The sequence below is a fragment of the Salibacterium lacus genome (assembly GCF_042684865.1).
In the GTDB taxonomy this organism is placed as follows: Bacteria; Bacillota; Bacilli; order Bacillales; family Marinococcaceae; genus Salibacterium; species Salibacterium lacus.
Genome location: NZ_JBHUML010000005.1, coordinates 521,739 through 547,495, shown reverse-complemented (window position 1 = coordinate 547,495; position 25,757 = coordinate 521,739). Strand labels below are relative to the sequence as shown.

Annotated in this window: 23 protein-coding genes and 1 pseudogene; 16 read left to right on the top strand and 8 right to left on the bottom strand. The window is 47.6% G+C overall.

The features are described 5' to 3' along the window. Window positions 1-44 precede the first annotated feature (44 nt). A pseudogene (locus ACFSUB_RS15810) lies at window positions 45-197 on the top strand (DNA-binding response regulator); the annotation flags it as partial. 34 nt (window positions 198-231) lie between these two features. After that, complete coding sequence (locus ACFSUB_RS15805) at window positions 232-510, top strand: PepSY domain-containing protein (protein WP_380714231.1); 279 nt, start codon at window positions 232-234, stop codon at window positions 508-510. Window positions 511-666: 156 nt separating this feature from the next. Here ACFSUB_RS15805 and ACFSUB_RS15800 read toward each other — a convergent pair whose 3' ends face one another. The 3 genes from ACFSUB_RS15800 to ACFSUB_RS15790 all read right to left on the bottom strand — a co-directional run bounded on the left by ACFSUB_RS15800 (window position 667) and on the right by ACFSUB_RS15790 (window position 4,775). Then, entirely contained in the window at window positions 667-1,956 is a 1,290-nt protein-coding gene (locus tag ACFSUB_RS15800) for an oligosaccharide MFS transporter (protein WP_380714230.1), read from the bottom strand. Window position 1,957: 1 nt separating this feature from the next. After that, window positions 1,958-2,950, bottom strand: a complete 993-nt coding sequence (locus ACFSUB_RS15795; protein WP_380714229.1) for a glycoside hydrolase family 43 protein — start codon at window positions 2,948-2,950, stop codon at window positions 1,958-1,960. A 211-nt stretch (window positions 2,951-3,161) separates the two neighbouring features. Next, on the bottom strand, window positions 3,162-4,775 hold the full coding sequence (locus ACFSUB_RS15790) for a xylulokinase (RefSeq protein ID WP_380714228.1): 1,614 nt from the start codon (window positions 4,773-4,775) through the stop codon (window positions 3,162-3,164). A 254-nt stretch (window positions 4,776-5,029) separates the two neighbouring features. Between ACFSUB_RS15790 and ACFSUB_RS15785 the strand changes: the two genes are divergently transcribed. From ACFSUB_RS15785 to ACFSUB_RS15765, 5 genes are all read left to right on the top strand, one after another. Continuing rightward, entirely contained in the window at window positions 5,030-6,139 is a 1,110-nt protein-coding gene (locus tag ACFSUB_RS15785) for a GntR family transcriptional regulator (protein ID WP_380714227.1), read from the top strand. Window positions 6,140-6,370: 231 nt separating this feature from the next. After that, a complete protein-coding gene (locus tag ACFSUB_RS15780; protein WP_380714225.1) occupies window positions 6,371-6,754 on the top strand; it encodes a VOC family protein in 384 nt (127 codons plus the stop codon). Window positions 6,755-6,976: 222 nt separating this feature from the next. Continuing rightward, a complete protein-coding gene (locus ACFSUB_RS15775; RefSeq protein ID WP_380714223.1) occupies window positions 6,977-7,930 on the top strand; it encodes an aldo/keto reductase in 954 nt (317 codons plus the stop codon). A gap of 447 nt (window positions 7,931-8,377) precedes the next feature. Next, entirely contained in the window at window positions 8,378-8,776 is a 399-nt protein-coding gene (locus tag ACFSUB_RS15770) for a PadR family transcriptional regulator (protein ID WP_380714221.1), read from the top strand. Next, window positions 8,760-9,416 (top strand): permease prefix domain 1-containing protein, encoded by a 657-nt coding sequence (locus tag ACFSUB_RS15765; protein WP_380714219.1) that lies wholly within the window; start codon window positions 8,760-8,762, stop codon window positions 9,414-9,416. The genes ACFSUB_RS15770 and ACFSUB_RS15765 overlap by 17 nt, the downstream gene beginning before the upstream one ends. A 46-nt stretch (window positions 9,417-9,462) precedes the next feature. Here ACFSUB_RS15765 and ACFSUB_RS15760 read toward each other — a convergent pair whose 3' ends face one another. Next, window positions 9,463-9,762 (bottom strand): MurR/RpiR family transcriptional regulator, encoded by a 300-nt coding sequence (locus ACFSUB_RS15760; RefSeq protein ID WP_380714270.1) that lies wholly within the window; start codon window positions 9,760-9,762, stop codon window positions 9,463-9,465. A 233-nt stretch (window positions 9,763-9,995) separates the two neighbouring features. On the opposite strand from ACFSUB_RS15760, the gene ACFSUB_RS15755 reads away from it, so the two are divergent. The 3 genes from ACFSUB_RS15755 (at window position 9,996) to betA (ending at window position 13,926) form a co-directional block, all read left to right on the top strand. Next, on the top strand, window positions 9,996-10,454 hold the full coding sequence (locus ACFSUB_RS15755; RefSeq protein WP_380714218.1) for a helix-turn-helix transcriptional regulator: 459 nt from the start codon (window positions 9,996-9,998) through the stop codon (window positions 10,452-10,454). Window positions 10,455-10,477: 23 nt separating this feature from the next. Further along, complete coding sequence (locus tag ACFSUB_RS15750) at window positions 10,478-11,905, top strand: PstS family phosphate ABC transporter substrate-binding protein (protein WP_380714217.1); 1,428 nt, start codon at window positions 10,478-10,480, stop codon at window positions 11,903-11,905. Between the two features lie 314 nt (window positions 11,906-12,219). Continuing rightward, window positions 12,220-13,926 (top strand): choline dehydrogenase, encoded by a 1,707-nt coding sequence (gene betA, locus ACFSUB_RS15745; protein ID WP_380714216.1) that lies wholly within the window; start codon window positions 12,220-12,222, stop codon window positions 13,924-13,926. 73 nt (window positions 13,927-13,999) lie between these two features. Here the strand turns inward: betA and ACFSUB_RS15740 are convergent, their stop codons facing one another. Next, window positions 14,000-14,611, bottom strand: a complete 612-nt coding sequence (locus ACFSUB_RS15740; protein ID WP_380714215.1) for a class I SAM-dependent methyltransferase — start codon at window positions 14,609-14,611, stop codon at window positions 14,000-14,002. Between the two features lie 178 nt (window positions 14,612-14,789). Between ACFSUB_RS15740 and ACFSUB_RS15735 the strand changes: the two genes are divergently transcribed. Then, window positions 14,790-15,539, top strand: a complete 750-nt coding sequence (locus ACFSUB_RS15735) for an SDR family NAD(P)-dependent oxidoreductase (protein ID WP_380714214.1) — start codon at window positions 14,790-14,792, stop codon at window positions 15,537-15,539. 184 nt (window positions 15,540-15,723) lie between these two features. Next, window positions 15,724-16,563, top strand: coding sequence for a methyl-accepting chemotaxis protein (locus ACFSUB_RS15730; protein ID WP_380714213.1), 840 nt, complete (start codon window positions 15,724-15,726; stop codon window positions 16,561-16,563). Window positions 16,564-16,723: 160 nt separating this feature from the next. Here ACFSUB_RS15730 and ACFSUB_RS15725 read toward each other — a convergent pair whose 3' ends face one another. Beyond that, entirely contained in the window at window positions 16,724-17,722 is a 999-nt protein-coding gene (locus tag ACFSUB_RS15725; protein ID WP_380714212.1) for a GGDEF domain-containing protein, read from the bottom strand. Then, a complete protein-coding gene (locus tag ACFSUB_RS15720) occupies window positions 17,709-18,761 on the bottom strand; it encodes an EAL domain-containing protein (RefSeq protein WP_380714210.1) in 1,053 nt (350 codons plus the stop codon). The genes ACFSUB_RS15725 and ACFSUB_RS15720 overlap by 14 nt, the downstream gene beginning before the upstream one ends. Window positions 18,762-19,023: 262 nt before the next feature. Here ACFSUB_RS15720 and ACFSUB_RS15715 point away from each other — a divergent pair, with 262 nt between their 5' ends. From ACFSUB_RS15715 to ACFSUB_RS15700, 4 genes are read left to right on the top strand one after another with little or no spacing between them, the layout of a single operon-like run. Beyond that, entirely contained in the window at window positions 19,024-20,679 is a 1,656-nt protein-coding gene (locus ACFSUB_RS15715; RefSeq protein ID WP_380714209.1) for a thiamine pyrophosphate-binding protein, read from the top strand. Between the two features lie 21 nt (window positions 20,680-20,700). Next, window positions 20,701-21,075, top strand: a complete 375-nt coding sequence (locus ACFSUB_RS15710; protein ID WP_380714208.1) for a carboxymuconolactone decarboxylase family protein — start codon at window positions 20,701-20,703, stop codon at window positions 21,073-21,075. Between the two features lie 12 nt (window positions 21,076-21,087). After that, the gene (locus ACFSUB_RS15705) at window positions 21,088-21,465 is read left to right on the top strand and encodes a hypothetical protein (RefSeq protein WP_380714207.1); all 378 of its coding nucleotides are present in this window, start codon (window positions 21,088-21,090) and stop codon (window positions 21,463-21,465) included. A 25-nt stretch (window positions 21,466-21,490) separates the two neighbouring features. Continuing rightward, window positions 21,491-22,669 carry a methyl-accepting chemotaxis protein gene (locus tag ACFSUB_RS15700; protein WP_380714206.1) on the top strand — a complete coding sequence of 393 codons (1,179 nt, stop codon included), beginning with the start codon at window positions 21,491-21,493 and terminating at the stop codon, window positions 22,667-22,669. A gap of 720 nt (window positions 22,670-23,389) precedes the next feature. Here the strand turns inward: ACFSUB_RS15700 and ACFSUB_RS15695 are convergent. Beyond that, window positions 23,390-25,738 carry a YcdB/YcdC domain-containing protein gene (locus ACFSUB_RS15695; RefSeq protein ID WP_380714205.1) on the bottom strand — a complete coding sequence of 783 codons (2,349 nt, stop codon included), beginning with the start codon at window positions 25,736-25,738 and terminating at the stop codon, window positions 23,390-23,392. Window positions 25,739-25,757 lie beyond the last annotated feature (19 nt).

Here is a 25,757-nt window from a genome sequence, read left to right as displayed (position 1 = left end):
GTGCTACACTATCGATAGATGATGCAGACGAATGAGGGATGTTTATGAGAAAGCCATCTATCTTGGTAGTCGAAGATGAGGAGAAAATTGCCCGGGTGCTGGAGCTCGAGCTTGAGTACGAAGGGTACCGCGTGGTTAAAGCGCATGACGGGCTGGAGGGAATCGAACAGTTCCGCAGCGGGAGATGGGATCTTATATGAATTGGACGGTACGGAAACGGATGGAAGAGATATGGATATGGATATCGATGCCAATTCCGGAAAAGTCATCAGAATCGACCGCGATGATGACGATGAAAAGGAGAACAATGGTAATATGAACGTTTCAAAGCAGCAGGCGGTGGAAACTGCTAAAGCAGAAGGCGCAGGTCAAGTGACCGAATTGGAGCTTGATGACGGCCATTATGAAATAGAGATGGAAAATGACACGACAGAATATGAAATCAAAGTGAACGGTCAGACTGGTAAAGTGATGGAAACAGAGCAGGATCAAGATGATGACGATGACTAACCCCGGATCGATGAAAAAATGGTAAGTTATGATGACAGTCTGAAATCCATCATCACAGACGGTGGTATTGTATGTAGATAACAACAAAAAAAGCACCTGCGTCTGTGAAAACTGCACAGGTGCAGGTGCTCTTATTTAAATGAAAAGAATCATTTATTAAGCGCTGTGATAATTCTCCATCGTGTTAGGCTCCTGATTCCTGGGTGTTTTGTCACTTTTCATTAACAAACCGCCGGGGATGACCAAGGCCAGGACAATGATCGACATAATGATATAGGCATTCTGGAATCCAAGGCTGGTGTAAAGACTGCCCATAAATAAGGAGAAGAAGGCGACACCAAGCTGTTTTGCCACATTGAAGCCTAACATATAGACTGTAGCGGAAAGGCGGACATCAAACACATTCACAATGTATTTCATAATCGAGACGAGCATGAGAGGCATCTCAATCGCCGCGAGCAGCTTCCAAAGTGCGAGAAGCGCCGGTGTGGTCGAAAAAGCGGTTCCAATCACCCTTACAAATAAAATGAGCCCATATAGAATCAGTCCGTTCTTCGCTCCGATTTTATTAATAAACCAAGGAGCAAGGACCATAAACCCTGCTTCCATGAATATCTGCACGGAAGCCAATCTGCTGAAAATGGATTCCCCGTTTGCTTCTTCGGGGAAGAAACTTACAAAGTAGTTGGGGAACTGCTGATCAAAGACGTCATACAGACTGGCACTGCCGATAATCAGAAGACAAAGGCCCCAGAAACTTCTTTTCTTAAAAACACTCAAAATACTGTCTTTATTGACGTGGGATCCTTCATCTTTTTTCGTATCTTCGCTGCCGGTATCTACTGATTCATTGGCTTTTCGCTGGGAATCCAGTTTTCTAACGTTTACCATTAAAAGCAGGATTCCAAGCAGAATGCCGGAGATGGTACATACCCAGAAAACACTGAAGGGGTCACGTACAAACATGATACCACCGATAAAGGCAAAAGCCCCGCCTGCAAGAGACCCAAATAAACGGGCATGGCCGTATTCAAAATTGCTGGCGCGGCTGGATCTCTCTGTATATGCTTCCACAACGCCGACACCGCTGTATAAACACAGACTTAAGAATGCCCCTCCGGCTATGCTGCCGAAAACAACGTTAAATTGAAGAAGGGGAATGAACGCAAATTCAAAATAAGGTCCAATCATAAGCAGACACAAAATAACAAAGGCAAATAAATGTCTTCTTAGTCCCAGCTTGTCCTGGATAACCCCGTAAACCGGTTCCAAAAATATGGCCACAACAGACATCGTGGAAAATACGATGCCTGCTTCGGCTGTACTTAGATTTGCCTCGTCATTTAACCATAATGGCAGAAACGTGATGATGAGTGTCCAAACGGTAAAATAGAAAAAGTTGATGCCGCCGAAATTCCAAAAGGTTCTGTTTTTTAAACTATTCATTTTAATCCTCTTTCGTTAAAATCTTTGATGTATCAGGGGTCCATCTGTCATCTGAAACGGGGACTCCAAAATGAGGGGTGCCATCTTCATTCCATGTGATAACTTGCGCACGGGCGTGACGGTTAGGGTCATATAACGGGTCGCCCTCGATCTTTGTATAATTCCGGGCATGATAAATCAAAATATCGGTATTTCCGTCTTCGGACACAGTGAAGCTGTTATGTCCCGGGCCGTACTGTTCATTTGGTGTATAGCTTTCAAAGACCGGCTCCTGACTTTTCGTCCATGATTCCGGGTTCAACAGATCCGCGTCCGCATCAGCTGTCAGCATGCCCATGCAGTAATCAACGCCTGTAGCGCTTGCAGAGTACGTAATAAAAACCTTCCCGTTTCTAACCAGAACGGCAGGGCCTTCATTCACCCAGAACCCTTTGATTTCCCATGGTAACTCAGGTTTGGTGAGCATAACGGGAGGGCCCGCTAATGTCCACGGATTCTCCATCTCAGCAATATAAATATTGGAATGTCCGGTAATATCGAGATCCTGCTGCGACCAAACGTAGTATTGAGTCCCTTTATGTTCGAAGGTTGTTGCATCCAGAGCAAAGGTGGACCAGCCTGGATCTATCTGTCCCTTTTCCTTCCACTCCCCTTCAATTGGATTATCCGATTCATTTTCGAGAACATACATCCGGTGATTGAACGTGTCATCCACAATCTTGTCGTCGGGAGAAGCAGCGTAATAGATATACCATTTCCCATCTATGCGGTGAAGTTCGGGAGCCCAGATCAAGTCACTCTGCGGTCCCTGGCTGTGTTTATGCCAAATTGCATGTTCCTCCGCATCCTGCAGGTCGTTCAGATGTTTGGCGCGCCGCAGAATAATCCGGTCGTAGGAAGGGTACGACCCGGTGAAGTAATAATAACCATCACTGTGTTTATAAACAAACGGGTCTGCTCTTTGTAATACGATAGGGTTATATATAGTTTCCATAATGGTCACTCCTTTTATAAAGTAAGTACGAATTATCTTGTAACGCAGGAAGCGGTTTCTCAAGACGTATAAGATGGTGCTTGTTGGACATTAAAAAGCCTGTATGTCTATTGTTATAGAATGTACGTACAAGTTGAATGGAAAAAGCCGGGGCAGATGGTTAACGCTCTCCAATCTGCCCCGAAACAGGGGTCTTTTTTCCCGGTCAGCTCTACGGGTTATCCGGAGCCAGATGATCAACCGCGGTCTGTTCGATGATAAGTCCTTTTTTATAGCGTTCAATAAATGTCTCGAACCCTTCGACATCACGATGATCCGGGTAAATTTCCTGTTTGTCGATATCTTTAAATACTTTTTCATCCAGGAAATCTTCCAGGCTCTCCTGTTGATCTTTGTTCTTCATATAGGAAGCAAGGATGGCTATTCCCCATGCTCCTCCTTCACCAGCCGTTTCCATAACGGAAACCGGAGCATTGATAGCAGCAGCGACGATTTTCTGCCCGACAACCGGGGTTTTGAACAAACCGCCGTGAGCGAACATATTATCAATGGTCACCTGCTCTTCTTTGGTCAAGAGATCCATTCCGATTTTGAGTGCTCCAAACGCCGAAAACAGGTGGGTTCTCATGAAGTTGGCCAGGTTAAATGTACTTTCAGGAGAGCGGGCAAACAACGGCCGGCCGCTTTCAAGCCCTGTGATGTTCTCGCCGGAGAAATAACCGTAGCTGAGCAGACCGCCGCCATCCGGATCCGCTTCCAGTGCTTTTGTGAGCATTACCGAGAACAACTTGTCTGAGTCAACATCCTGTCCCATGGCTTCTCCAAATTCCCGGAACAGTCCGAGCCAGGCGTTCAAATCACTGGAGCAGTTATTGGCATGGACCATGGCAACCGGGCTTCCGTTTGGTGTTGTCACCAAATCAATTTCCTGATGTATGTTTGATAGATTTTGCTCCAATACAATCATGGCAAAAACAGAAGTGCCTACAGAGACGTTGCCGATGCGTTTTCGGACACTGTTTGTCGCAACCATTCCGGTTCCGGCATCACCTTCCGGCGGGCAGAATGGAATGCCTGGCTGCAGGTTTTGCGACTGGTCGAGGATTTTTACCCCGGCACTGGTTAATGTTCCTGCTTCTCCGCCTGCATCCACGACCTCGGGGAGAATCTCCTTCAGATTCCACGGATACTCTTTTGACGCAATTCGTTCATGGAACTGATCGACCATGGACGCTTTATAGTCCAGGGTGTTTTCATCGAGTGGAAACATTCCGGAAGCGTCGCCGGTTCCGATGACCTGTCTGCCCGTGAGAAGCCAGTGAATGTATCCGCTTAATGTTGTCATGTGGTCGATACGCGGTACATGCTCTTCTTCATTTAAGATGGCCTGATAAAGGTGGGCGATGCTCCAGCGTTCCGGAATATTGTGCTGAAATAAATCTGTTAATTCATCAGCGGCTTGACTGGTCGTCGTATTACGCCAGGTCCTAAACGGAACGAGCAGCTCGCCGGTATGGTCAAAAGGCATATATCCGTGCATCATGGCTGAGATTCCAATGGACCCAATCGTTCGTATCGTGATACCGTACGTACTTTCCACCTTTTGTTTCATGTCGCTGTAGGCTTCCTGCAGGCCGGTAATCATATCGACCTGATTGTACGTCCAGAATCCATTTTCCAACCGATTTTCCCACTCATAACTGCCCGAGGCGATGGTTTCAAAGTGATTATCAATTAACACTGCCTTGATACGTGTTGATCCAAATTCAATACCAAGCGACGTTTCCCCATCCGCAATGGCCTGCTTATGATCCAAATTGTTCATTTGAGCATTCCTCCTTTCTGATAACGATTTCATAGATTGGTGAAAAAAACAACTATTTATTCACCGTAATCTATTCATATCGTTGATAAATTTCGATTTTTAGTGTATTTTATGTTCGTACATTTGTCAATAATATAAATATTTGTACGTACAAATTAATCAGAATAAACGGTTTATTACATTTTCATACCTTTAAAGCCATGATAGAATATGTCCACCAAGGGGATGGACGTTTCAAGAAAGCAGGGGATGACATGAAGCCGAAATATCAAATCATTATAGATGATATCAAAAGCAGAATTTTTTCCGGGGAGTATCCTCAGGATAAACCAATCCCCACAGAATCTATTTTGCAGGAACAATACGACGTCAGCCGGCAGACAGTCCGTAAAGCGATTGCCGAACTGTCGAATGAAGGATTTCTGAGAAGTGAAAAGGGATCTGGGACGTATGTGAATAACCGGTATCATTTAAACCAGAGATGGAAAGCCGGAAAAAAAACGATTTGTGTCATCACTACCTACATCTCTGATTACATCTTTCCTTCCATCATCCGTGGTATTGAAAGCAGGTTAAACGATGATGGGTTTTCCCTGCTGCTCGCCAGTACCAACAATAACGTGGAACAGGAAAAAGATGCGCTCGAAACGATGCTTTCGTTTGGTGTGGATGGGTTGATTATTGAACCTACAAAAAGCAACCTGTACAATCCGAACATTGCTTATTACATGGCTTTCAAGGAACAAGGGGTTCCTATCATCATGATTAATGCTTATTACGACGAACTGGATGTCCCTTTTCTATGTCTTGATGATGTACAGTCAGGGTATCTAGCAGCCAATGAATTAATTTCAAAAGGACACTCGCAAATCGGACTCATTTCCAAAATGGATGATCTGCAGGGAAAGTATAGAATGAGAGGGTATATTCAGGCGATTGGAGAAGCAGCACTGGAATTTAAACCGGAGCATGTGCTGTCTTATACAACAGAGTCAAAGTCGGAATTATATACGAACGTAAAAGAGTTTCTGCTTCAAAATAAAGACGTTTTGACGGGTGTTGTCTGCTACAACGATGAAGTGGGCCTGGAGGTGGCAGGGGTGTGCAGAGAACTGGGGATTGCCATCCCGGAAGAGCTGTCCATCATAGGTCAGGACAACTCCTATATTGCCAAGAACGCAAACATCCATCTTTCCACCCTGACCCACCCCCAGGAGCAGATGGGACGCGACGCAGCGGACTGGGTCATCAAAAAACTGCAGGGAGCGAAAAATCTGCCGAACGAAACGTATTACCGGCCGGTGCTGATGCCGGGAGAAACGATAAAAGAATTAGAAGATAAGATGGACGACCCCCTTCCTTAATCTGACACAAAGACGGGTGCGGCAGAATCGTTTTCTGTCGTATCTTTTTTTGACAGATAGGAGAGGATAACATGGCAGTGTGGACTGGCGGCACCACGGCGGTTTCCCAATGGTTTTGGAAAAAGGACGCCGGTGTAATCCTGTATGTTAAGATGAAGGGAAAATGTTGAATGAGTCGTTGGGAACAAGCGGAAAAAAGGTTGATCTCAGCCTTCCAGGGAGGACAACTGTATGAAGATTGTAGTAACCAGCGTTTTTGTTGAGGACCAGCAGAAGGCAGAGGCATTTTACAGGGACAAACTGGGTTTTGTGAAGAAGCATGATATGCCGGCAGGCGGGGCCCGCTGGCTGACATTTGTTTCCCCGGAGAATCCGGAAGGGACGGAACTTCTCCTTGAACCAAACGGGCATCCCGCTGCGAAGGAGTATCAACAGAAGTTATTCGCGGACGGTATCCCGATGACTATGTTCGGTGTGGATGACATTTGGCAGGAGCACCGGCGGCTGAAGGAGCAAGGCGTGAGATTTACGATGGAGCCGGCAGAAATGAATGGTGTCACAGTCGCTGTGTTCGATGACACGTGCGGCAATTTGATTCAGATGGTGGAGCAGTAAAAATAGTATGTTTCGGGGAATCGCCCGAAAGAGGAAGAGTTTCGCTCGATTTCGACATAGTTTCGCCCGCAATCGACACCATATCGCTCGTAATCACCCTGTTTTAGCCTGCAGCAGGAAACACACCGACTGCAGATAAACGTTTTGAGCATTTATTTTGAGGAAATACAGACTGAAGTGATACGTTAGCCATTCACGTGAGAAACGAAAGGAGCGTCACTTATGGCACAGACACCATTAACGAAAGAAAATATTCCATCGATTGCACTCGGTACATGGTCGTGGGGAACAGGCTCCAACAGCGGCGAGGACATTTTCGGCAACCACCTTAGAGAAGATGATCTAAGACCTGTATTTGAGAAAGCAGTGGATGCCGGTTTCACCCTTTGGGATACGGCAGCGGTGTACGGCATGGGAGATGCTGAGACGATACTCGGCCGGTTCATGCAGGGCCGCCGCGATCTTTTTCTCTCGACGAAATTCACACCGGGCATGAGCGTGGAACCGGTAGAGAAGGCTCTCGACTACACGCTGGAGCGCCTTGATATCGATCACACCGATATTTACTGGATTCATAATCCAACAGATGTGGATCGCTGGACGAAAGAACTGATTCCGTTAATGAAAAACGGTAAAATCAAGCATGCCGGTGTATCCAACCATAATCTCGAAGAAGTGAAGCAGGCTGCTTCGATTCTGGAGGCGGAAGGACTGAGACTGTCTGCGGTACAGAACCATTACAGTCTGTTGTTCCGTTCATCCGAGGATGCCGGTATTATCGACTGGTGCCGCGAAAACGACGTTGTTTTCTTCTCTTATATGGTACTGGAGCAGGGCGCGTTGTCCGGCAAATTCGATAAAGATCATCCGATGCAGGCCGGAACTAGACGCGGAGATGCTTTCAATGCCGACGTAATGGCACAGTTGGATGATCTGCTTCAGCTCTTGAAAAAGACAGCCGAAACACATAATGTAGAAACGGCTGAAATTGCGATGGCCTGGGCGATCGCCAAAGGCACCGTACCGATTGTCGGTGTGACCAAACCACACCACGTGGACGGCGCTGCTTCCGCTGCAGGCGTGACATTGTCCGACCAGGAAATCAGTGAACTCGAAGAAACCGCTGCAGCTTCTGGTGTGGACATTAAAGGCGGATGGGAAAAAAGAATGGATTAAAACATGCTGGTCATGACAAAACCCCGGCTGCTGCGGCAGCCGGGGTTTTATTTATTATCATACCTCAACCGGCAGTTAAGCCTTACTTTTTCTTTATCCAGGGAAGAAAGTAAGGCCTAGATGTCGTTTTAACGTCACAATCGTAATCAGGAAAAGAAAAAGAGAGGCATAGCATGCGCGTCATCCTGACAATGTACTCTGACTCTCTGAAATGTGCTGCGTAGAGCCCGCGTGGTTCTCGTTATATTTTCACTAGTTTGCCCCCTTCTTCTGGTTCTTCATTCCACCTTATTTAATCTGTCAATTTTAAATGCCCTTCATTTTCCTTCCCTTCATATTATCAAGAAGAAATGAACTGAAAATTTTCCATTAGTAAAATGCCGAATGTAATATGCGGATTTTCTCAACAATTATTATTTCACATAAATTACTTTGACAGAAATAGTAATGTGTTATATACTGCAATCTGCAGGAGGTGAAAAAACATTGGAAAAGAAAATATCGAATGACTTGATTCGCGGGCACACCGATACGATCGTGCTCAACGTCCTGTACCAGCAAGATAGTTACGGTTATGAGATTTATAAAACCATTCTTGAAATGAGTAATGGGCAGTATGAATTGAAAGAAGCCACGCTTTATACCGCCTTTCGCCGTCTTGAAAAAGAAGGATGCATCGCTTCTTATTGGGGAGACGAAAGCCAGGGAGGCCGTCGCAAATATTATCAGATTACGAATGAAGGAAAAGAGAGATTGCATCAAAACAAAAAAGAATGGGTGTTTGCAAAAGAAATATTAAATAAATTAATTGAAGGGGGAAACGATTCGAATGAAGCGTCAAATTGATCTGGATAAGAAAATCAAAGCTTTCATCGAGCGGGAGTTTTCCGGGATAGGAACAAGTCAGCAGCTTTATGAACTGAAAGAAGAACTAACCGTCAACCTAAAAGAAAGAGCACGAGATTTAGTAAAAGAAGGAAAATCAGAAGACGCAGCCCTTAAAGAGGTAATCCACTCGATGGGCGATATGAGCGGCCTGAAAGAAGACATGCGTCAAATTGGGGATGATCAATCCAAAAGAGATGTGTACACATCCACGGTATCGAGGATTTCAACCGCGGGCTTCATTGTTGGAATCTTAGTTATGGTCTTCGGAGGTCTGGCGACAACTATGTTGTATTTCATGGGACTTCCGGGTGAAGCAGTGACAGGACCATCCATCTTCATCGTAGGCGGCGGAATGTTATTCACATACAGCCTGCTCACGAGAGAGACAACAACTCGATACGCGATGATTAAGGGCCGCGCATTGCTTTATACCTTGGCCATTGGTATTACTCTTTTCAGTATTTTCGTCGCTTGCACGTCCGGATTGGCCACTGGTGAACTCTTTATTGCTATTAGTTCGTTCATAATCTTTTTCCTCGTCGGACTGGGTTTATGGCTGGGACTACTATTTACCACAAAGACAAGTAGAAAAAAATAAAAAGGAAAACACCGAAAACCAGAAAGAGGAAATGAGTAGGAGGGGGTTAGTCACCCCCTCCTACTCGATCAGGCAGAGAAAAATAACTTTCCGGTTCCAGATCGTGTAAGTTGATGACGGTCAGATCACCGGATAATTTCAATTTAAAATCTTTAAATCCATTGTATCCAAGGGTTTGACAATAACGCATAACCGCTGACGGACTGGCATAACTTGCCTCCGCAAGCTGTTTAACAGTCACGGATACAGCCTTTTCCGGATTTTCCAGAATAAAAGATGCTACAGCTCCTTCTGACGGTTTAACATAGTTGAATGACTCTCTTATTTTGTAAAGAACGCCTTCCAGTATGAATCCCTCCTTTGACTATCAGCATCAGTACTTTCCCTGTCATAGTACCCCTCCTGATATGAAAAATCAATTTTGTGACTAATGTTGGTATATGATTTCAAATTTTGAAACGAAGTTGTTCCTGCCTGTCTTAAGTGAAATACGAACGAATGGAATTTTCTCAACAATGAGATTTGAAAAATTAAACGAAAAGTGTGTAATTACACTAAAAGTGAAAAAGGAGAGTTGGGATGGATCAGCAGAGAGCCATTACTCTTATTTCTGAAAAGATAAAACTTATAAGAACAGAACAGGACTACACCCAGGATAGGATGGCAGAAATACTTGGCATTTCAAAGAAGACGCTCGTCCAGATAGAAAAAGGGAGGACGACCGCAAATTGGACCACGGTTGTAGCAGTATGCGGGTTGTTCAATCACAGTGAAGTACTGCTGTCGCTTCTGGGCGATGACCCGGTAGAGTTTATTAAACTGGTTGGTTTCCAAAATGATGAAGCACCAAAGGCTAAAACAATGGGAGGAACCGTATGGTGGAAGGAGATTGCGAGAGAAGACACTTACCGCCTGCAGCAAAATGTAATCAGTAATCATTACCGTATTCTGGACGAAGAAAATTACCGGCGGTACAGCACATTTCATAAGGAAGACGCGGAAAAACGTTTAGATGAACTAAAATATCAGGGTTCCTGACAGCAGGAAAGGAGAGACAGAAAGTGACCAAACGAATCATCGGGATGCTGGCTTTTACTATTATTTTTGGTTTTGCGGCTTTCTTTGCAGTATATTTTTCCTTACTCGTTTTTCCCCGGAGCGTCTACATATATGTCGGCATTACTGCTGGCGCGGTATTAATATCAGGGGACTTATGGATACTGGGAGTATTTTACCGTGTATCGGTACGTATGAAAATTCTTATTCCACTGCTTCTGCTTGTTGTGCCTAATGCGGGGTATGCCGGGTACGATGCTTATATGAGTCATATTGAAATCCAGCGTGCGGAGATAGATTTAACAGCATATGAACCCTTTCATGAAAATACAAAAGCAGCTTCGCTTGATGGAACGTCTGACTATACGATAGAAGAACATCTCCCTGCTTTAGATGGAGCTACCGCGTTATACCCGGTGTATGCGGCCTTTGCGCGTGCGGTCTATCCGGAAGATTCCTATCCCCACGGCAGTACGCGGCGCAGTGAAGTGGTTGTCTCCAAAACAAACGGAGCCTACCAGCGTCTGGCGGACGGCGAGGTGGATATGATCTTTGCTGCGGGGCCGTCCGATAAGCAGGAGGAAAAGCTTGGACCGGAGAAAAAACAGACTCCTATAGGAAAAGAAGCGTTTGTCTTTTTTGTGCATGAGAGTAATCCTGTAAACAGCTTGACGGTGAAAGAATTACAGCAGATTTATGCCGGCAATATTACGAACTGGGAAGAAGTGGGCGGCCCCGATCAGAACATTATTGCCTTTCAGCGACCGGAAGGGAGCGGAAGTCAGACAGGTCTTCAAAACATGATGGGGGAAAAACCAATCATGGATCCACCTGCCGATCAGCAGGTCAGCGGCATGGGCGGGATTGTGGAGAAGACGTCCGATTACCGGAATCACCGCAATGCCATCGGTTTTTCCTACCGATATTTCGCCACGGAGATGGTAGAAAACAATGGCGTGAAGCTTTTGAAAGTGGACAACGTAAAACCGGATGAGAGATCGATCCAGCAGGATAAATATCCATTAACGAGCGAATTTTATGCGATCACAAACGGGTCGGACAATCCACATCTCGATGATTTTATTCAATGGATCTTGTCGGACCAGGGACAGTCCTTGATTGAAAAAACAGGCTATGTGCCGATTCCGGAAAAAGAAGAATTGCGTGCCGGGTTCCAGAAGTACCGAAAGCAGGTGGAAACATTTCAACATGAAAAAGCGGAGAAATCACACATAGAAATAGAAAAGCAGCTGACGGAGATGGAAGGGGATATCTCCCGGGAAGAAATGAACGTGGTAACAGGGTATCTGCAGGCACTTGGTCAGATGAAAGAAAAAGGAGTCACTCCCTACCGAAAATTCTTGAAGAATTTTGCAGATGATTATGATGGAGTGTTGAGTAATGTTTTACAAAAAGATAAGGATGAACTTTAAAACTTCTGAGGGGGGAGCGTCCTTTTTTCTGCACCTGCTCTCTTGATTATTTTTATAGCGGCAGCTGAGCCTTACTTTCTGCCCGTAGCATGCGTGTCATCCTGACAATGTACTCTGATTCCCTGAAATGTGCTGCACGGAGATCTGTACTGTCCTTTTTTAGGCCATTTCCTCCGTTCTTTCTCCGGGACCTCCTTTACAAAAGAAATCAGCCGTGGTAAATTAATTATGTTAAAAACGTTAAATAAAAATTTAATAAATTTATCGAGGTACTATGTAAACTGATATTTTTGATATTCGAGGAGGTCTGGAAGATGGGCGAAACATATGATTATGTTGTGATCGGCGGAGGCAGTGCGGGTTCTATCCTTGCCAACCGTCTAAGTGAAGATGGGAAAAGCAGTGTTCTTGTTCTGGAAGCAGGGCGTAGTGATTATCCGTGGGACCTGTTGATTCAAATGCCGGCAGCTCTGCCGTTTCCCGCAGGAAAACCCTTTTACGACTGGAGATATGAATCGGATCCTGAACCATACATGGATGGACGCCGGGTGAAGCATGCCCGCGGGAAGGTGCTTGGCGGATCGAGTTCCATCAACGGTATGATTTATCAACGCGGCAATCCATTGGACTATGAACGCTGGGGAGGCGATCCCGGCATGGAGGAATGGAATTTTGCTCATTGCCTTCCGTATTTTAAACGCCTGGAGAATGCGCTGGCAGCGGATAAAGATGATGAATACCGCGGTCATGACGGTCCGGTTAAGCTGGAGCGCGGCCCGGCCAAAAATCCATTATTCCAAGCCTTTTTTGATGCTGCGGAGGATGCCGGTTATTCCCGGATCCCGGACGTGAATGGGTTCCGCCAGGAAGGATTCGCCCCGTTTGATAAACATGTGTACAAAGGCAGACGCATGTCTGTGTCGCGGGCTTATCTGCGTCCGGTGATGAAACGGTCGAATCTTACCGTGAAAACACGTGCGTTTGTTTCGAGTATTAACTTCAACGGCACGAAAGCGGAAAGCGTGACTTACCGCCGGAACAAAACGACCCATCACGTATCGGCAGGGGAAGTCATCCTCGCCGGCGGCGCTATCAATACGCCGCAGCTGCTTCAATTGTCAGGAGTAGGCGAGTCGGAACACCTGCGCTCTCTCGGCATTGAACCTGTCGTTGATCTGCCGGGTGTGGGGGAAAATCTTCAGGATCACCTGGAAGCCTACATCCAGTATTCCTGCCCGAAACCGGTATCGGAACAGCCTAACCTGAAAAAAACCCGGATGCCCTGGATCGGTCTTCAGTGGCTGCTTGGCCGCAAAGGCCCCGCCGCAACGAACCACTTTGAAGGGGGAGGCTTTGTCCGTTCGAACGAAGACGTTCCTTATCCTAACCTGATGTATCACTTCCTGCCGGTAGCCGTACGTTACGATGGACAGCAGGCGGAAACAGAGCACGGATTCCAGGTTCACGTCGGACCGATGTTCTCTGATGCACGGGGATCATTGAAGATTCGTTCCAAAGATCCTAAAGAGCATCCGAGCATGGTCTACAACTACCTTTCCACCGAGCAGGACAGACGTGAGTGGGTGGAAGCAGTCCGCGTTACACGCAACATTATGGCTCAGTCGTCCATCGCTCCTTACAATTCGGGAGAAATTTCACCCGGAACGTCCGTGCAGACAGAGGAAGAGATTCTGGAGTGGGTAAAAGAAGATGCAGAAACAGCCCTTCATCCGTCATGCACGACTAAAATGGGGCCGGCATCCGATCCTATGGCTGTGGTGGATCCAACTACCATGAAGGTTCATGGGCTGGACAATGTGCGGGTGGTAGATGCCTCCGCCATGCCTTATATAACAAACGGTAATATTCACGCACCGGTCCTGATGCTGGCGGAAAAGGCAGCAGATCTGATCCGTGGACGGCAGCCGCTGGAGCCTGAGGATGCTGATTTCTACCGTCACGGCGTCCATGAACCCGAGACAGGTACCATCAAACAGAAAAAAGGAAAAAAAGCGAAATAAAATAATTTATAAAGAAGGCCTCTTTCAAAAGGGAGTGCCTTCTTCTTTTTTGGCTGTATTCCGGTCTTTGCTGTTAAGGATTCGGCTTGGCCCAAATGAGATGAACCGCTCCGAAAAGAGCGTGTTCTTCCCGTTGTATGGTTACAGGGGCTTGGTGCACAAGGGTCATGAGATCTCTGTTGATATGGCAGCCCACTCTCTTTGTGAAAACAGGGTCGAATGCATCCTGAAGCTTGGCAAGTACGCGATTGGAACTTACCCCATGCTCAAGGAGCAGAATCCGGCCGTCTTTGTGGCACCATGTCGACAACAGACGCAGGACGTGATCCGGGTTCGGGTAAGCACACATGGACAAGGTGGAAACGATCGTATCAAACGAATGTTCAGGGAAGTCCAGAGTTTCGACGTTGCCGGAAATAAATGCTGTCACCTTTTTGTTTTCTTTTTGCGCCGTCTCCCGGGCCTTTTCCAGCATAGCCGGACTGAAATCAACCGCAGTGATGGAGGCATCTCCCGGGTAATACGGAAAATTTGTTCCCGCCCCGGCGGATATTTCCAAAATATTTCCTTCTGCTTCCGACAACAGCCGCTTCCGCCACTTGTGATCAGCTCCCCTTTTTCCAACGCGTTTCGCATACTTTTCTGCCTGCCGGTCAAAGAGTTTCCGCTGCCTTTGGATGTCCACTTTTTGTCCTCCTCTTATGCAAAGCATTTTCTTTTCTTTCAGTATCTCATTCTCTTTTCCATTTTTCTATATTATCGATTTAACAAAACAGCTTACGTAAGCGGGAGCTTTATGCTTTTCTTGGTGGTTGTGAAGGTGTACGATTAAAATGATTCTTAACATGACAGGAGGCACAACAATGAGTAACGTAGCGATTATTACCGGCGGTGGAAGCGGCTTGGGACAGGCAGCTGCCCTGCGGATGGCGCAGGAAGGTGTTCATATTGCGGTAGTGGATGTGAAGGAAGCGTCCGCCCTGGAAACCGTGGAATTAGTGAAGGAAAAAGGGGTGGAGGCCATCGCGGTCACAGCCGATGTCTCCAAAAAAGAAGAAGTGAAAAAATATGTGGATCAGACGATGGAGCATTTTGGACGCATTGATTACTTTTTCAACAATGCCGGGATTTCCGGAAGCGGCGGCTATTTTCTCGAGACGGAACCGGAAGAAATCGAGCAGATTGTCGGTATTAACCTGCTTGGTGCGATGTATGGAGTCCGCTACGTGGCGGAAGTGATGATCAATAACGGCGGCGGTGCGATCGTCAATACGTCATCAAGTGCCGGTGTAATCGGGCAGGATTCGGTTGTCACTTATTCTGCGACGAAACACGGCATCGTCGGATTGACAAAAAGTATGGTGGCTGAGTATGCCAAGGACGGCCTCCGGGTCAACGCGATCGCGCCCGGGCCGACGGAAACACCGATGGTAAAGGAATTTTATGAAGCGAATCCGGAAATGAAAGAAAACGCCGCCGGCGGTATTCCGCAGAAACGGCTGGGAACTCCGGAAGAAGTGGCGGAACTGGTTACCTTCCTGCTGACAAGCCCGGCTCAGTACATTAATGGAGAAGTGATCCGTATCGACGGCGGCTTTACCAATACAAAGTAATCCTTGGCACCCCGGACCCCCGCACAAGACACGTGACGGGGGTTTTATAATGGAATTAATTTCCTTAAAAATGATTCTTATGTATTGTCTTTTATTTTTCTTGATAGAAACCGAACTAGATGTTAAGTCCTGTACGAAACATGTCGATATAATTATCGATAACATGTTGAAAGGTGTTTTTACGATGGAAACCACACAGGAAACCGATAAAGTTCAGGCATTTATTACGTCTATTCCCTATATCAAGGAAATTCTGCGCGGGGATACGATGATTACGGTTTTTGATCATGAAAAGTATCTTTACTATGCCCCGAGCCGGGAATTGAATTTCGGCCACAAACCGGGGGATCCACTGCCGGAAGGTTACCAGAATTTCAAACAGGTGAATGCAGAAGGCACGACAGTGGTGAAAGTAGGGGCGGAGGAATTCGGCGTTCCCTTTGACAGTATTTCTTTTCCAATCAAGGAAAATGGACAAATTGTGGCCGGGGTGAATGCGGCGGTCAGCACAAAGCAGAAGGAAGAATTCTCGTCGATCATCGAGTCGATGGATTCGATCTCGGAAACACTGGTCAGCAAGGTTCAGCACATTGCGGCGCATTCCGAGCAGTTATCGGCGACAACCGAACAAATTTCGGAAAACACCAAAGCCGCGGTCGAACATTCCTCTAATATTACGGAAGTGACATCCACCATTAAAGGAATCAGCGATCAGACCAACCTCCTTGGCTTGAACGCTGCCATTGAAGCGGCACGTGTCGGCAAGGAAGGAGCCGGTTTCGGGGTGGTTGCCAATGAAGTCCGCAAGCTCTCGAATGATTCCAAAGAGGCAACAGTCCGCATTGAAGACACGCTGAATGAAATTCAACAGTCCATCAGCAGAATGGAAAATGATTTTCAGGACATTGCCACTTCCACCCAGGAAGAAGCAAAGTTGGTTACCGATTTCATGGCTGAGATCGAAAAGCTGAACGAAACCTCCAATAACCTGAAAAAATACATGGAAGAAAACGTTTCTCTGTAGCAGGATATGCCATTTGAACAGAACACCTGAACCAAAACAAATAAAGCCTTCGGTATCGACCGAAGGCTTTATTTGTTTTGTGTGAGCAGGAGAGTAAATGGAATCGGGCTTCCGTGTTCCGCTGCCTAAAGGCGCAGAAAAAGTGATAGATGCTGCTAAATCAACGGAAGGATGCTGCTTTTTTTTCATACATTTTCCGGTCCGCTGCGCTGTACAGCATCTGAAAGTCATGTGTGTACTTGTGATAGGGAACAAACCCGACAGATGCACCAGCAAAAGCGTCCAGGTCTGTGCCGGCAGAGGAAATGGCATGCTCCACCGCTGCTTCTGCTTCCTCTACCGACATATCAGCCGGCAGGAACATGACAAATTCATCCCCGCCGATTCTACCGGCCGCCCCTTTATCATCAACAACGTTCGATAACGCAGCCCCGGCCCTCTGAATAATCACATCACCGGCTTCATGGCCGTATTGATCATTAACGGTCTTAAAATCATCCAGGTCCAGAACACCGAATATGCCGCTTATCGGCGCGGTATGGTCCCACCGCTCCATAAAACCTTCCCGGTTATAAAGTTCCGTCAAATAATCGGTGTTTGCTCTGTACTTCCAGTGCTTCCACATCTGTTGGTAATGTTCGACAGCATACAACAGAAAAAAACCGGCAGCAAGTGTGAGAAGATGTACGACAATCATACTCAGCGGCTCAACGACGTTATTTGTTCCGACGGAATAAAAAAGCAGGCTTCCTATTGTCGTCAGGCTGTAGAAGACAGCGCCGGCTGTCAATAAAAGCAGAGAACAGGACAAGGCATACAACAGCAGAACCACCTGGGCATAGTAGAATAAGGGACTGCTCAGCCCTCCGGACCAGAGGACGGCACTGGACCACCACACCATGCACAAGAGTAGATAAATGCTGAGAAGGCCTGTCCGCTGCTGTTTGAATACATAATGGAGAACCACAGCTCCTCCGCCGACAAAGGCACCCCATGCTCCTACTACAGAAAGGGAAACGTCAATCAACACAACGCTGTCAAGAATCATCACAGCCGCGAAAATACCATATAGAATGTATAGAAAAGCAATCTGGCTTCTTGTCTGCAGAAACTGGACAATGTATAGAATGCCGGGAGTGTTCCACTTATAAGTAGTCATCACCAGCCTCCCTTACTGCGTGCACCGGCTCTGTCTGCGGTTTGGCAACATAATACCCTTGAAAAAGTTCATACCCCATGTCCGAAAGCATGTCCATATCTTCTTTTCGTTCCACCCCTTCAGCGAGGGTCTTTGCACCGGTTCCGGCAGCCGTTTCGAGCAGAGAGCGGGCCGCCTTCTGTTTACCGGTGTCCCCGGTAATGCCGTCTACATACTCCCGTGCCAGTTTTACAATGTCAGGCTGGAGGTAGTCGGTCTTTTCAATATGATTGACTCCGGTCCCGACATCATCCAGGGCATACTGGAAGCCGGAGGCCCTGTAATGGTTGAGGATGTTTTTTAGATGCGTTAGATCCTGGACTTCATCGCTTTCCACGACTTCAAACACAACATTACCGGGATGGATGCCGAGTGTGTTGATTCGTTCAATGGTCGAGGACAAGCAGTGTTCGGGAACATAAATGGCGGTGGGGATAAAGTTGATAAATATCATTTTGTCCTTTATCGCTGCGGCGTTTTCCACGGCTTTGATGCGGAAGGCGCGGTCCAGCGAAAACAGCCGGTTTCTTGTGCGGGCTGCCTCCAGCATGTGAAACGGTGAAATGATACTACCGTCTTCGGCCATCCCGCGGGCCAGAATTTCATGTCCGATAACCTCCAGACCCCCGCCGTTCTTACGGACAATCGGCTGGAAATAGGATAAGATTCTTTCTTCCTCTATGATGGTGTCAATCCAGCTTGCTTCTTTCTCCTGATGCAGTACAGACAGCGGCAGCATCGTTGACTCATGAACGTCCTGGTCGGTTTTTTTGGCAGGTGCCGCCAGTATGTTTGAGGTGTCAAAGTGTGCTTCAAGGTAATCCAGCATATCAAAAACAATCGATTCTTCTGCCCAGAACGAGCTATTATCTATTTTCATCCACCTGCTGCTGTCGAAGGAAGAAAAATAAGGGAGGAGCGGCTCCATGTTCTGTTTGTTTTTAAGTGTTACAGTGTATCCTTTGTGCTGCGGCATGCAGATGTCGCATCCGTTTTTCATGTTGTACCCTCCAACTTATATGTTCGTTCTATCTTTCATACCCGGATTTTTAATGAAGTAAGCATAAAAAACCAGGAAAAATGATTCACTTAATCAAAAAAAAGGCGGTGACTCTTTATATTCCATCCCCTCCTTCAAGAATACGGAATTTTCGCTGAGAGTGGACTTTTTTCCTTGAAAATGTAATATTTTGTCCGATAATAGAGGGGGGATATTATTAGTACTACATGATACCATTACACAGAAGGGGGAAAGAAGATATATGCCTAAAGTTTCATCTGTTATTGTGGAACAGTTGAAGAACATGGGATGCAGGCACGCGTTTGGAATTCCGGGGAAACCTGTTGTTCCTTTGATACTGGAGATGGAGGCGCAGGGCATGGATTTTGTGTTGACCCGTCATGAGGGAGGCGGCGGTTATATGGCCGCAGGCTATGCGATGCAGAACCAGACTCTCGGAGTTGCTGTAGGAACGTCGGGTCCGGGCGGCACGAATCTTTTAACGGCTGCCGGTCAGGCAAAAGCCTATCATGCCCCCGTGTTGATGATCACAGGACACCCTCCTTTACATGAAACCGGGAAGGCATTGGGACAGGATTCAAGCATGTTCGGAACAGATTTAACAGAGCTTTTCAAACCCGTAACGAAATTCAGTGCCAAGGTGGAAGACAGCCGTTCTTTGAAAAATTATTTACAGCATGCATTTCAAAAAGCACTTACCGGAGAGAAAGGGCCGGTTCATCTCTCCATTCCGCTGGATGTGCTGACTACTGAAATAGAACCGCTTGAGCTTCCCGCCTTTGAAATCGAAGAGCATATGGTATCTATGAAACTGAAGGAAATGGAAAAAGAAATTCACGGAGCTGAGCGACCGGTGATGCTTTTAGGTAAAGGAGTACATATTTCAAACGCCTATGAAGAAGTCCGGCACACAGCAGAGCAGTGGAATATGCCGGTGATGACAACTCCCGGCGGCAAAGGAACGTTTCCAACGAAACATCCCTTATCACTTGGTGGATTCGGCTTGGGAGGAACAGAAGCCGCAAGTGCTTTTCTTCAGGAGGGAACAGATGTACTCGTTGTCGTCGGATCCACTTTGAGCGACATGTCCATCGCGGGAATGAATGAATCGATGTATCCACAAAAAGTCATTCAGCTTGATTGCAGTGATGCATTTGCCGGGAAGTCTCTTCCTGTTGAAACGATGTTTGTGAAAGGGGATGCCAAAACAAACCTGCGCCGCCTTCTTGACGAGGCAGAACCCGTGGAAGGCTCTGTTATGCGGGATTTGGCACCGTACTGGGCAAAAGAAACAGAGGCGGCTGCAGCTGCGGTGAAAAATCGGGGGTCCGGGCATGCCGGACTTTCCATCGCAGCCGTGATGACAGAGCTGCGCAGACTGATACCGGAAGAGACAATCGTTTACGGGGATGACGGCAGCCATACCTTTTACGGTATCAAGTATTTTGATACCGTGCAGCCGGGCACGTTTTTCTTTGACGATGTGTTCGGGGCGATGGGTCACGGCATCGGCTTTTCGATAGGAGCGAAGATAGCTGCACCTGAAAAGAAGATTGCCTGTTTTACCGGAGATGGCTGCTTTTTGATGCATGGAACTGAAGTTTCCACCGCGGTGAATCAGCAGACGGGCGTTTTGTTTTTCGTGTTTAATAACGGTATGCTGGACATGGTAGACAAGGGAATGAAGAATAATCTCGGCAGATCAGCCGGCGTCCGTTATGACACAGATATGAACGCAGCGTTGTTTGGGAAATCACTTGGCGCAGACGCTGCCCGCTGCACGACAATGGAAGAGATAGCTACGGCCTGCCGCTCTGCCTTACACAGACAAGGTCCTACGGTAATCGAAGTACTGGTAGATAAGGAAGAAATGCCGCCGACGATGGCAAGAGCCTGAATATCTGAAGGAGGACAAAGCATGACAGACAAAGAACAGGCAGGCTGGAAACAGATAGAGGAAATGGCTGGAGCAAACGGCCTGGCCGCCATGGAGGAGCTTCAGAAATTTTCACCGAGACTGGCAAAGCTTGCGCTCGAATTCGGGTACGGGGAGGTTTACGCAGATGATGCTCTTGATTTGAAGCAGCGGGCGCTCATTACGCTCTCTTCTTTAATTACCCAGGGGGATGCCGGGCGTGGTCTTGCGTATCATTTCAGAGCAGCTCTGCACGTAGGTGTATCGCAGGAGGAAATTATGGAAACCGTGCATCACTGCAGTGCTTATGCGGGTTTTCCCAAAGCGATTCATGCGCTGTTTATTTTTAAAGAGGTACTTCAGGAAGAAGACATTTAAGGGGATGTAACCATGGAGAAATATGAGACGAAGACATATAAAGATGTATTTTATTTCAAATACAATGAAATGGCGGAAACTGTCGAAGAAGCGAAGCAGCAGGCGGAAGTAGTAAGACGGGCGATAAACCAGCCGGGCATCAATAAGTTTTTAAATGACAACAGCAATATTCATTCGGTGGCGAAACCGGAAGTGAATGAAATATGGAGCGAATTGATGAGCTGGGTGTCGGATAATGTAGAGAAAAACGCCACGGTCGCGCCGAACGTCGCCTTGAAGATGCAGCTCAACCGCTTGTCCAAAGAGGCAGAAACATACGAAAGAGTTCGAGCGTTCACAACACTTGAAGATGCGCTCCAGTTCATGGATATACCCGAAATGAAAATTTAATATAGTCAGGAAGTGTACGATAACGATGCAAAATGATTATTCTTTACACCAACGTTTACTCGTGAAATTATTCTTTTTTTCCGCCGCGGCAGCCATTATTCCGGTCGGGGTTGTTCTGGCTGTTTCCACTGGGACAGCTGCTGTCTGGAGTGCGGGTGTCATCAGCCTGATTATTGTGCTCGCAGCGGCCTGGTTTTATCTGCGCCATGTGCTGCGCTCTGTGCGGGATATTCAAGTGCAGCCTCAGGGGGAAGTACCGTCCTCTGTGTCCGGTGAAAAGGGGAAAGACTTCGATCAGCTGGCACAGCAGACTATTGCCGTTTCCTCCAACCTTACAGCGTCGACGAAGGAAACGAGTCAGGCTGTCGATGAGATTGCGACGACTGTGCAGGAGCTTGCTTCCGGGACGGATGAACAGGTGAAAACCATCCAGGACATCAACGGCACCTCGTCACAGATATTTTTCACCCTTCAGGAGATCTCAGAAAGCATTACATTCGTCTCCGAATCTTCCAAAGAGTCTATTGAGCGTTTCCGGGAAGGAGATGAAGCTGTCCGGAAAATCACGGATCACATGGATGTAATCGGGGACCACGTGAATCAGTCTGTGCATGTGGTAGGTGACCTTGGACAGAAAACGGATGAAATCGGCAGTATCCTTACGTTAATTACTGACATCTCGGATCAGACGAATCTGCTGGCGCTGAATGCGGCAATTGAGGCGGCAAGAGCAGGAGAGCATGGGAAAGGTTTCTCCGTCGTGGCAGATGAGGTTCGGAAACTGGCTGAGCAGACGAATCAGGCAACCGGCAACATCCGGGATCTGGTTGATGAAATCCAGGACCATACGAATCAAGCTGTTCGTGTCATCAAAAAAGGCGGCGATTCGGTGGAAGAAGGGAAAGAATTAAACCAAAACGCCGGGCGTGTATTTAAAAACATTCATTCGGGTATGGAAGAAATGGATGAGTTTATTCAGGACATATCCACAGCAATTGGTGAAGTAACAGGAAATATAAATCAGGTAGCCGGCTCTCTTGAAAAAGTGTCGGACATTGTGAGCGACTCCAATGGCACCCTTCAGAACAGCGCAGCCGTTATCGAAGAGGTGAACGCCTCGATGCAGGAAGTGTCCTCCTCAGCTGAGACGCTTTCGGACATCATCGGACAGATACAGGAAAAGGAGCTCGCAGCACAAGCATAAAAAGAGTCTGGTACAAAAATAAAATAGGCGCAGGAAAGCACGAGTCACGGGCACCCCGCAGAAGCGGGGTGCCCGTGACGTATTTCCACCGGACCATGACGTTGAAGGGCGCGCCGGCTTATGAACGATTCCTTTCTCTTTTCAGGCAGCGGCGCGGACTCTTGGCTGTGTCGGCTCGTTCCTTTTTTCCTTTTCCCGCTGAACGCAGCGTAGATTGGTTCCCGGGTGACGTTTACAGGGGCACGAAATCCTCTAAAGTGCTTTATGAATCATGTCTGATGACGTTTTGAGGGGAGCCCTATATACTGAAGTGCTTCAGGCGATGGGCCGAACGACGTTTATGGGGACGCACCACCTCCTGAAGTGCCTTCGGACCCATTCCCAACGAACAACGCCCGTCGACCCATCCCGAACGACACGCACAAACGCCTCCATGTTCTAAACCTCCCGTACATCCGCCATGCCTTTGTCTGCCTTTATACTGCGCTATACCGGCCGGCGTCGTGATCAGAGACCTGGAACGGCCGGGCTCCGCCGGTTTCGACAGGCAGCTGATCCGGTGGAGCCCCGGCGAATCGATGTCCCCCCTTGTACTCTGGAGAGAAAGCAAAGCATGTTGGCGCAGCGGCTTGTCTCAGGAACGAAAAATGCCGAACGATTTTTTTAAACCGTTCGGCATTTTTCGTTTCTTTTAGAGGTTTTGTCCCCGACTCTTTGTCTTTAAGGTGTCCGAGGGTTGTCGATGTCCTGGTCAATGCTGCTCTGCAGGTCGGCCATGTTAATCATGTGTTCGGCTGCCTGAGCTCTTGTTACTTCCCTTTCAGGTCCGAATGCGTCTCTGCTGCTGTCTATCAGATTGAGCTGCAGGGCGGCGTTAATGGATCCGGTATCTGTGATGGCTTGTGCATCGTTGAAAGGCGGAGTCTCGTCTGTCATGTGGGTGGCAAACTGATCGTAGCCGAGAATACGGACCATCGATTGAACGAATTGTTCACGGGTCAGCGCCGAATCAGGATCCACCGTGTCACGGCTGCTGTCGAGCCACTCTCGTTCATCAGCGAAAGAAACCACAGCATAGGAAGGGCTGTCCGTTGATATTTCTTTCACATCCCGTCTTTCATTTGCGTTGTAAGAGGAACGGTCAAACCTTGGGGAGACAGCACTTGCTGCCATATGCAGCCAGTCCCCGTAAGTGAGTGTTTCATCCGGGTGGATACTTCCTTCTGCATCTGGAGTGAGCACGTTGTATTTTACTAAGGTTTGAAGCGCATCCGCTGATTCATGGCCTTGGATGTCCTTTGCAGGAGGAGCATTCTCCTCCGGTATTCCTGTGGCCGCCGGGACGGGTGATTGCCAGTTCCCGGTTTGTGCATTCACCACAGGGCTTACTACCGATTGACTGGACAGCTGTTTTTGATATACGAGTTTCGTTTCGGTTTCTTCTGATCCGGCATGCGTTCCGACCGGAAAGGACTGATAGGAAAGCGACGCATTGATAGAGTCCGAGTACTTTCCTGCTGCGGCTTCTTCTCCGATTTCATCGGACAATCCTTCTATCTTTTCTTCAAGGTTGGACGTCAGATTTCTGCGGTATTCGACCAGCTCTCCACTGTTGTTCAACGTAATGGTGATATGATCGTTTTGCACCGGAATCTCTCCGGCAAATCTCTGAAACATAAATCTGTTCATATTCTGTGCGGCAGAAACCGGTGATCCGCTGGAATCAGCCAGTTTAAATTGTTCCGAGGCGTCCGGGTACAGGGCGGACAGAATGGAAACGGCCTCTTCTTTCAAGGCTTCATCCGATACTCCTTCTCCATCCCCTGATCCTGTTTGAGGGGCCCCTGCTCTGAATTGATTGATGGTAAGAATCTGTCCGGTCGCAGCATCTACTTCAGTCTGGATAGCACCGGCCGTTCCCTGCTGCCCCTGCCATATTAACTGCCAGGAGGAGGTGTCCCTGTCCGGCTGCTGCCGAAGAGAAGCCTGCTCCGGTTCACGGTCTTTCAGTTTATCCATCTGCTGCTGTACAACGCTAACAGCCTGAGATTCGGAGATGGAACCGTCTTCTCCTGTTTCCAGTGGTTCATACGTAGAGGCTGCGTTGAGTTCCTCAAAGGAACGGTCCGTTTGCTCGTATGGTTTTCCCTGGCGGTCCAGGAATTCATCTGCAGCTGCATCGATGTACATGGGATTGTTTGCGGGGGCTGGTCCCCACCCAAGAAACACTTCTTCCTCTGCTCTTGAAGGGGAAGTGTAGTAAGCCAATCTTATATTGACATTATCCTGAAACGTAGAAAGGGCTTCCTCTTTTGTGACTGCGGGTTCGGATTCCGGATACTCTGCTGAAGGGGAGGTGGTGTTGGAAAAGCTCGTCACCTCACCGGCTCCGTTAATGCCTACCTGGATCGCTTGTTCTGAAGCAGGAACGCCGTTTATGTATGGGACATAATTCATGGTGTATCCGACGTCTCCAAACAGAGATTCAAGGGGTGTTGTCGTATTCCCCTCACGCTTGAGCTGCTCGATATCCACGGATGGAACCGCGGTTTTGATTACTTCTTCTGCTTTAGCAGCAGCTTCTTCTTCAGAAATGTCCGGAGGGTAATACGCCTTTGTGTCTTCGTTCATCGGGCCGAGAATGCTTGCACGGATAACGTCTCCTGTCACCGCATTCACAATTCCTGAAAAACCGTAGCTGGAACTGCCTTCGCTGTATTCCCATCGTACATCCCATTCAAGCTGTCCGCTGCCGCTTAGTGTGCCTGAATCGCGGTGGAGCTCTATCTGCTGAACTTCAGCTTCTTCAAGTGCCGGAAGAACAGTTCTGAGTTTTTCCACGGCTTCATCCTTTGTGATTTCGGCATCTGCGGGATCAGCTTCACTGGTACTGACCTGCCTGCTTTCCTCTGAAATGGTGGAATGACTGTTTTCTGCATTAATGGTCACTTTCCTTTCGTCCTCAGAAGCAGCCTGACCGGTCTCTGCGCCTGCAGCCCAGGACAAACCGAGGACGGCGGCAAGGGATAACTTGGCATAGCGGTGCCGGTACCGTCTTTGATCATCCATCGAATCTCTCCTCTATTTT

What these genes read in the sequence shown, in the direction of transcription:
- ACFSUB_RS15780 (WP_380714225.1), top strand. Translation starts at nt 6,371, where the DNA reads ATGAAGATTGTAGTAACCAGCGTTTTTGTTGAGGACCAGCAGAAGGCA.
- ACFSUB_RS15715 (WP_380714209.1), top strand. Translation starts at nt 19,024, where the DNA reads ATGCCTAAAGTTTCATCTGTTATTGTGGAACAGTTGAAGAACATGGGA.
- ACFSUB_RS15765 (WP_380714219.1), top strand. Translation starts at nt 8,760, where the DNA reads ATGAAGCGTCAAATTGATCTGGATAAGAAAATCAAAGCTTTCATCGAG.
- ACFSUB_RS15735 (WP_380714214.1), top strand. Translation starts at nt 14,790, where the DNA reads ATGAGTAACGTAGCGATTATTACCGGCGGTGGAAGCGGCTTGGGACAG.
- ACFSUB_RS15795 (WP_380714229.1), bottom strand. Translation starts at nt 2,950, where the DNA reads ATGGAAACTATATATAACCCTATCGTATTACAAAGAGCAGACCCGTTT.
- ACFSUB_RS15805 (WP_380714231.1), top strand. Translation starts at nt 232, where the DNA reads ATGGATATGGATATCGATGCCAATTCCGGAAAAGTCATCAGAATCGAC.
- ACFSUB_RS15770 (WP_380714221.1), top strand. Translation starts at nt 8,378, where the DNA reads ATGTGTTATATACTGCAATCTGCAGGAGGTGAAAAAACATTGGAAAAG.
- ACFSUB_RS15800 (WP_380714230.1), bottom strand. Translation starts at nt 1,956, where the DNA reads ATGAATAGTTTAAAAAACAGAACCTTTTGGAATTTCGGCGGCATCAAC.
- ACFSUB_RS15730 (WP_380714213.1), top strand. Translation starts at nt 15,724, where the DNA reads ATGGAAACCACACAGGAAACCGATAAAGTTCAGGCATTTATTACGTCT.
- ACFSUB_RS15720 (WP_380714210.1), bottom strand. Translation starts at nt 18,761, where the DNA reads ATGAAAAACGGATGCGACATCTGCATGCCGCAGCACAAAGGATACACT.
- ACFSUB_RS15705 (WP_380714207.1), top strand. Translation starts at nt 21,088, where the DNA reads ATGGAGAAATATGAGACGAAGACATATAAAGATGTATTTTATTTCAAA.
- ACFSUB_RS15695 (WP_380714205.1), bottom strand. Translation starts at nt 25,738, where the DNA reads ATGGATGATCAAAGACGGTACCGGCACCGCTATGCCAAGTTATCCCTT.
- ACFSUB_RS15710 (WP_380714208.1), top strand. Translation starts at nt 20,701, where the DNA reads ATGACAGACAAAGAACAGGCAGGCTGGAAACAGATAGAGGAAATGGCT.
- ACFSUB_RS15775 (WP_380714223.1), top strand. Translation starts at nt 6,977, where the DNA reads ATGGCACAGACACCATTAACGAAAGAAAATATTCCATCGATTGCACTC.
- ACFSUB_RS15700 (WP_380714206.1), top strand. Translation starts at nt 21,491, where the DNA reads ATGCAAAATGATTATTCTTTACACCAACGTTTACTCGTGAAATTATTC.
- ACFSUB_RS15785 (WP_380714227.1), top strand. Translation starts at nt 5,030, where the DNA reads ATGAAGCCGAAATATCAAATCATTATAGATGATATCAAAAGCAGAATT.
- ACFSUB_RS15790 (WP_380714228.1), bottom strand. Translation starts at nt 4,775, where the DNA reads ATGAACAATTTGGATCATAAGCAGGCCATTGCGGATGGGGAAACGTCG.
- ACFSUB_RS15755 (WP_380714218.1), top strand. Translation starts at nt 9,996, where the DNA reads ATGGATCAGCAGAGAGCCATTACTCTTATTTCTGAAAAGATAAAACTT.
- betA (WP_380714216.1), top strand. Translation starts at nt 12,220, where the DNA reads ATGGGCGAAACATATGATTATGTTGTGATCGGCGGAGGCAGTGCGGGT.
- ACFSUB_RS15725 (WP_380714212.1), bottom strand. Translation starts at nt 17,722, where the DNA reads ATGACTACTTATAAGTGGAACACTCCCGGCATTCTATACATTGTCCAG.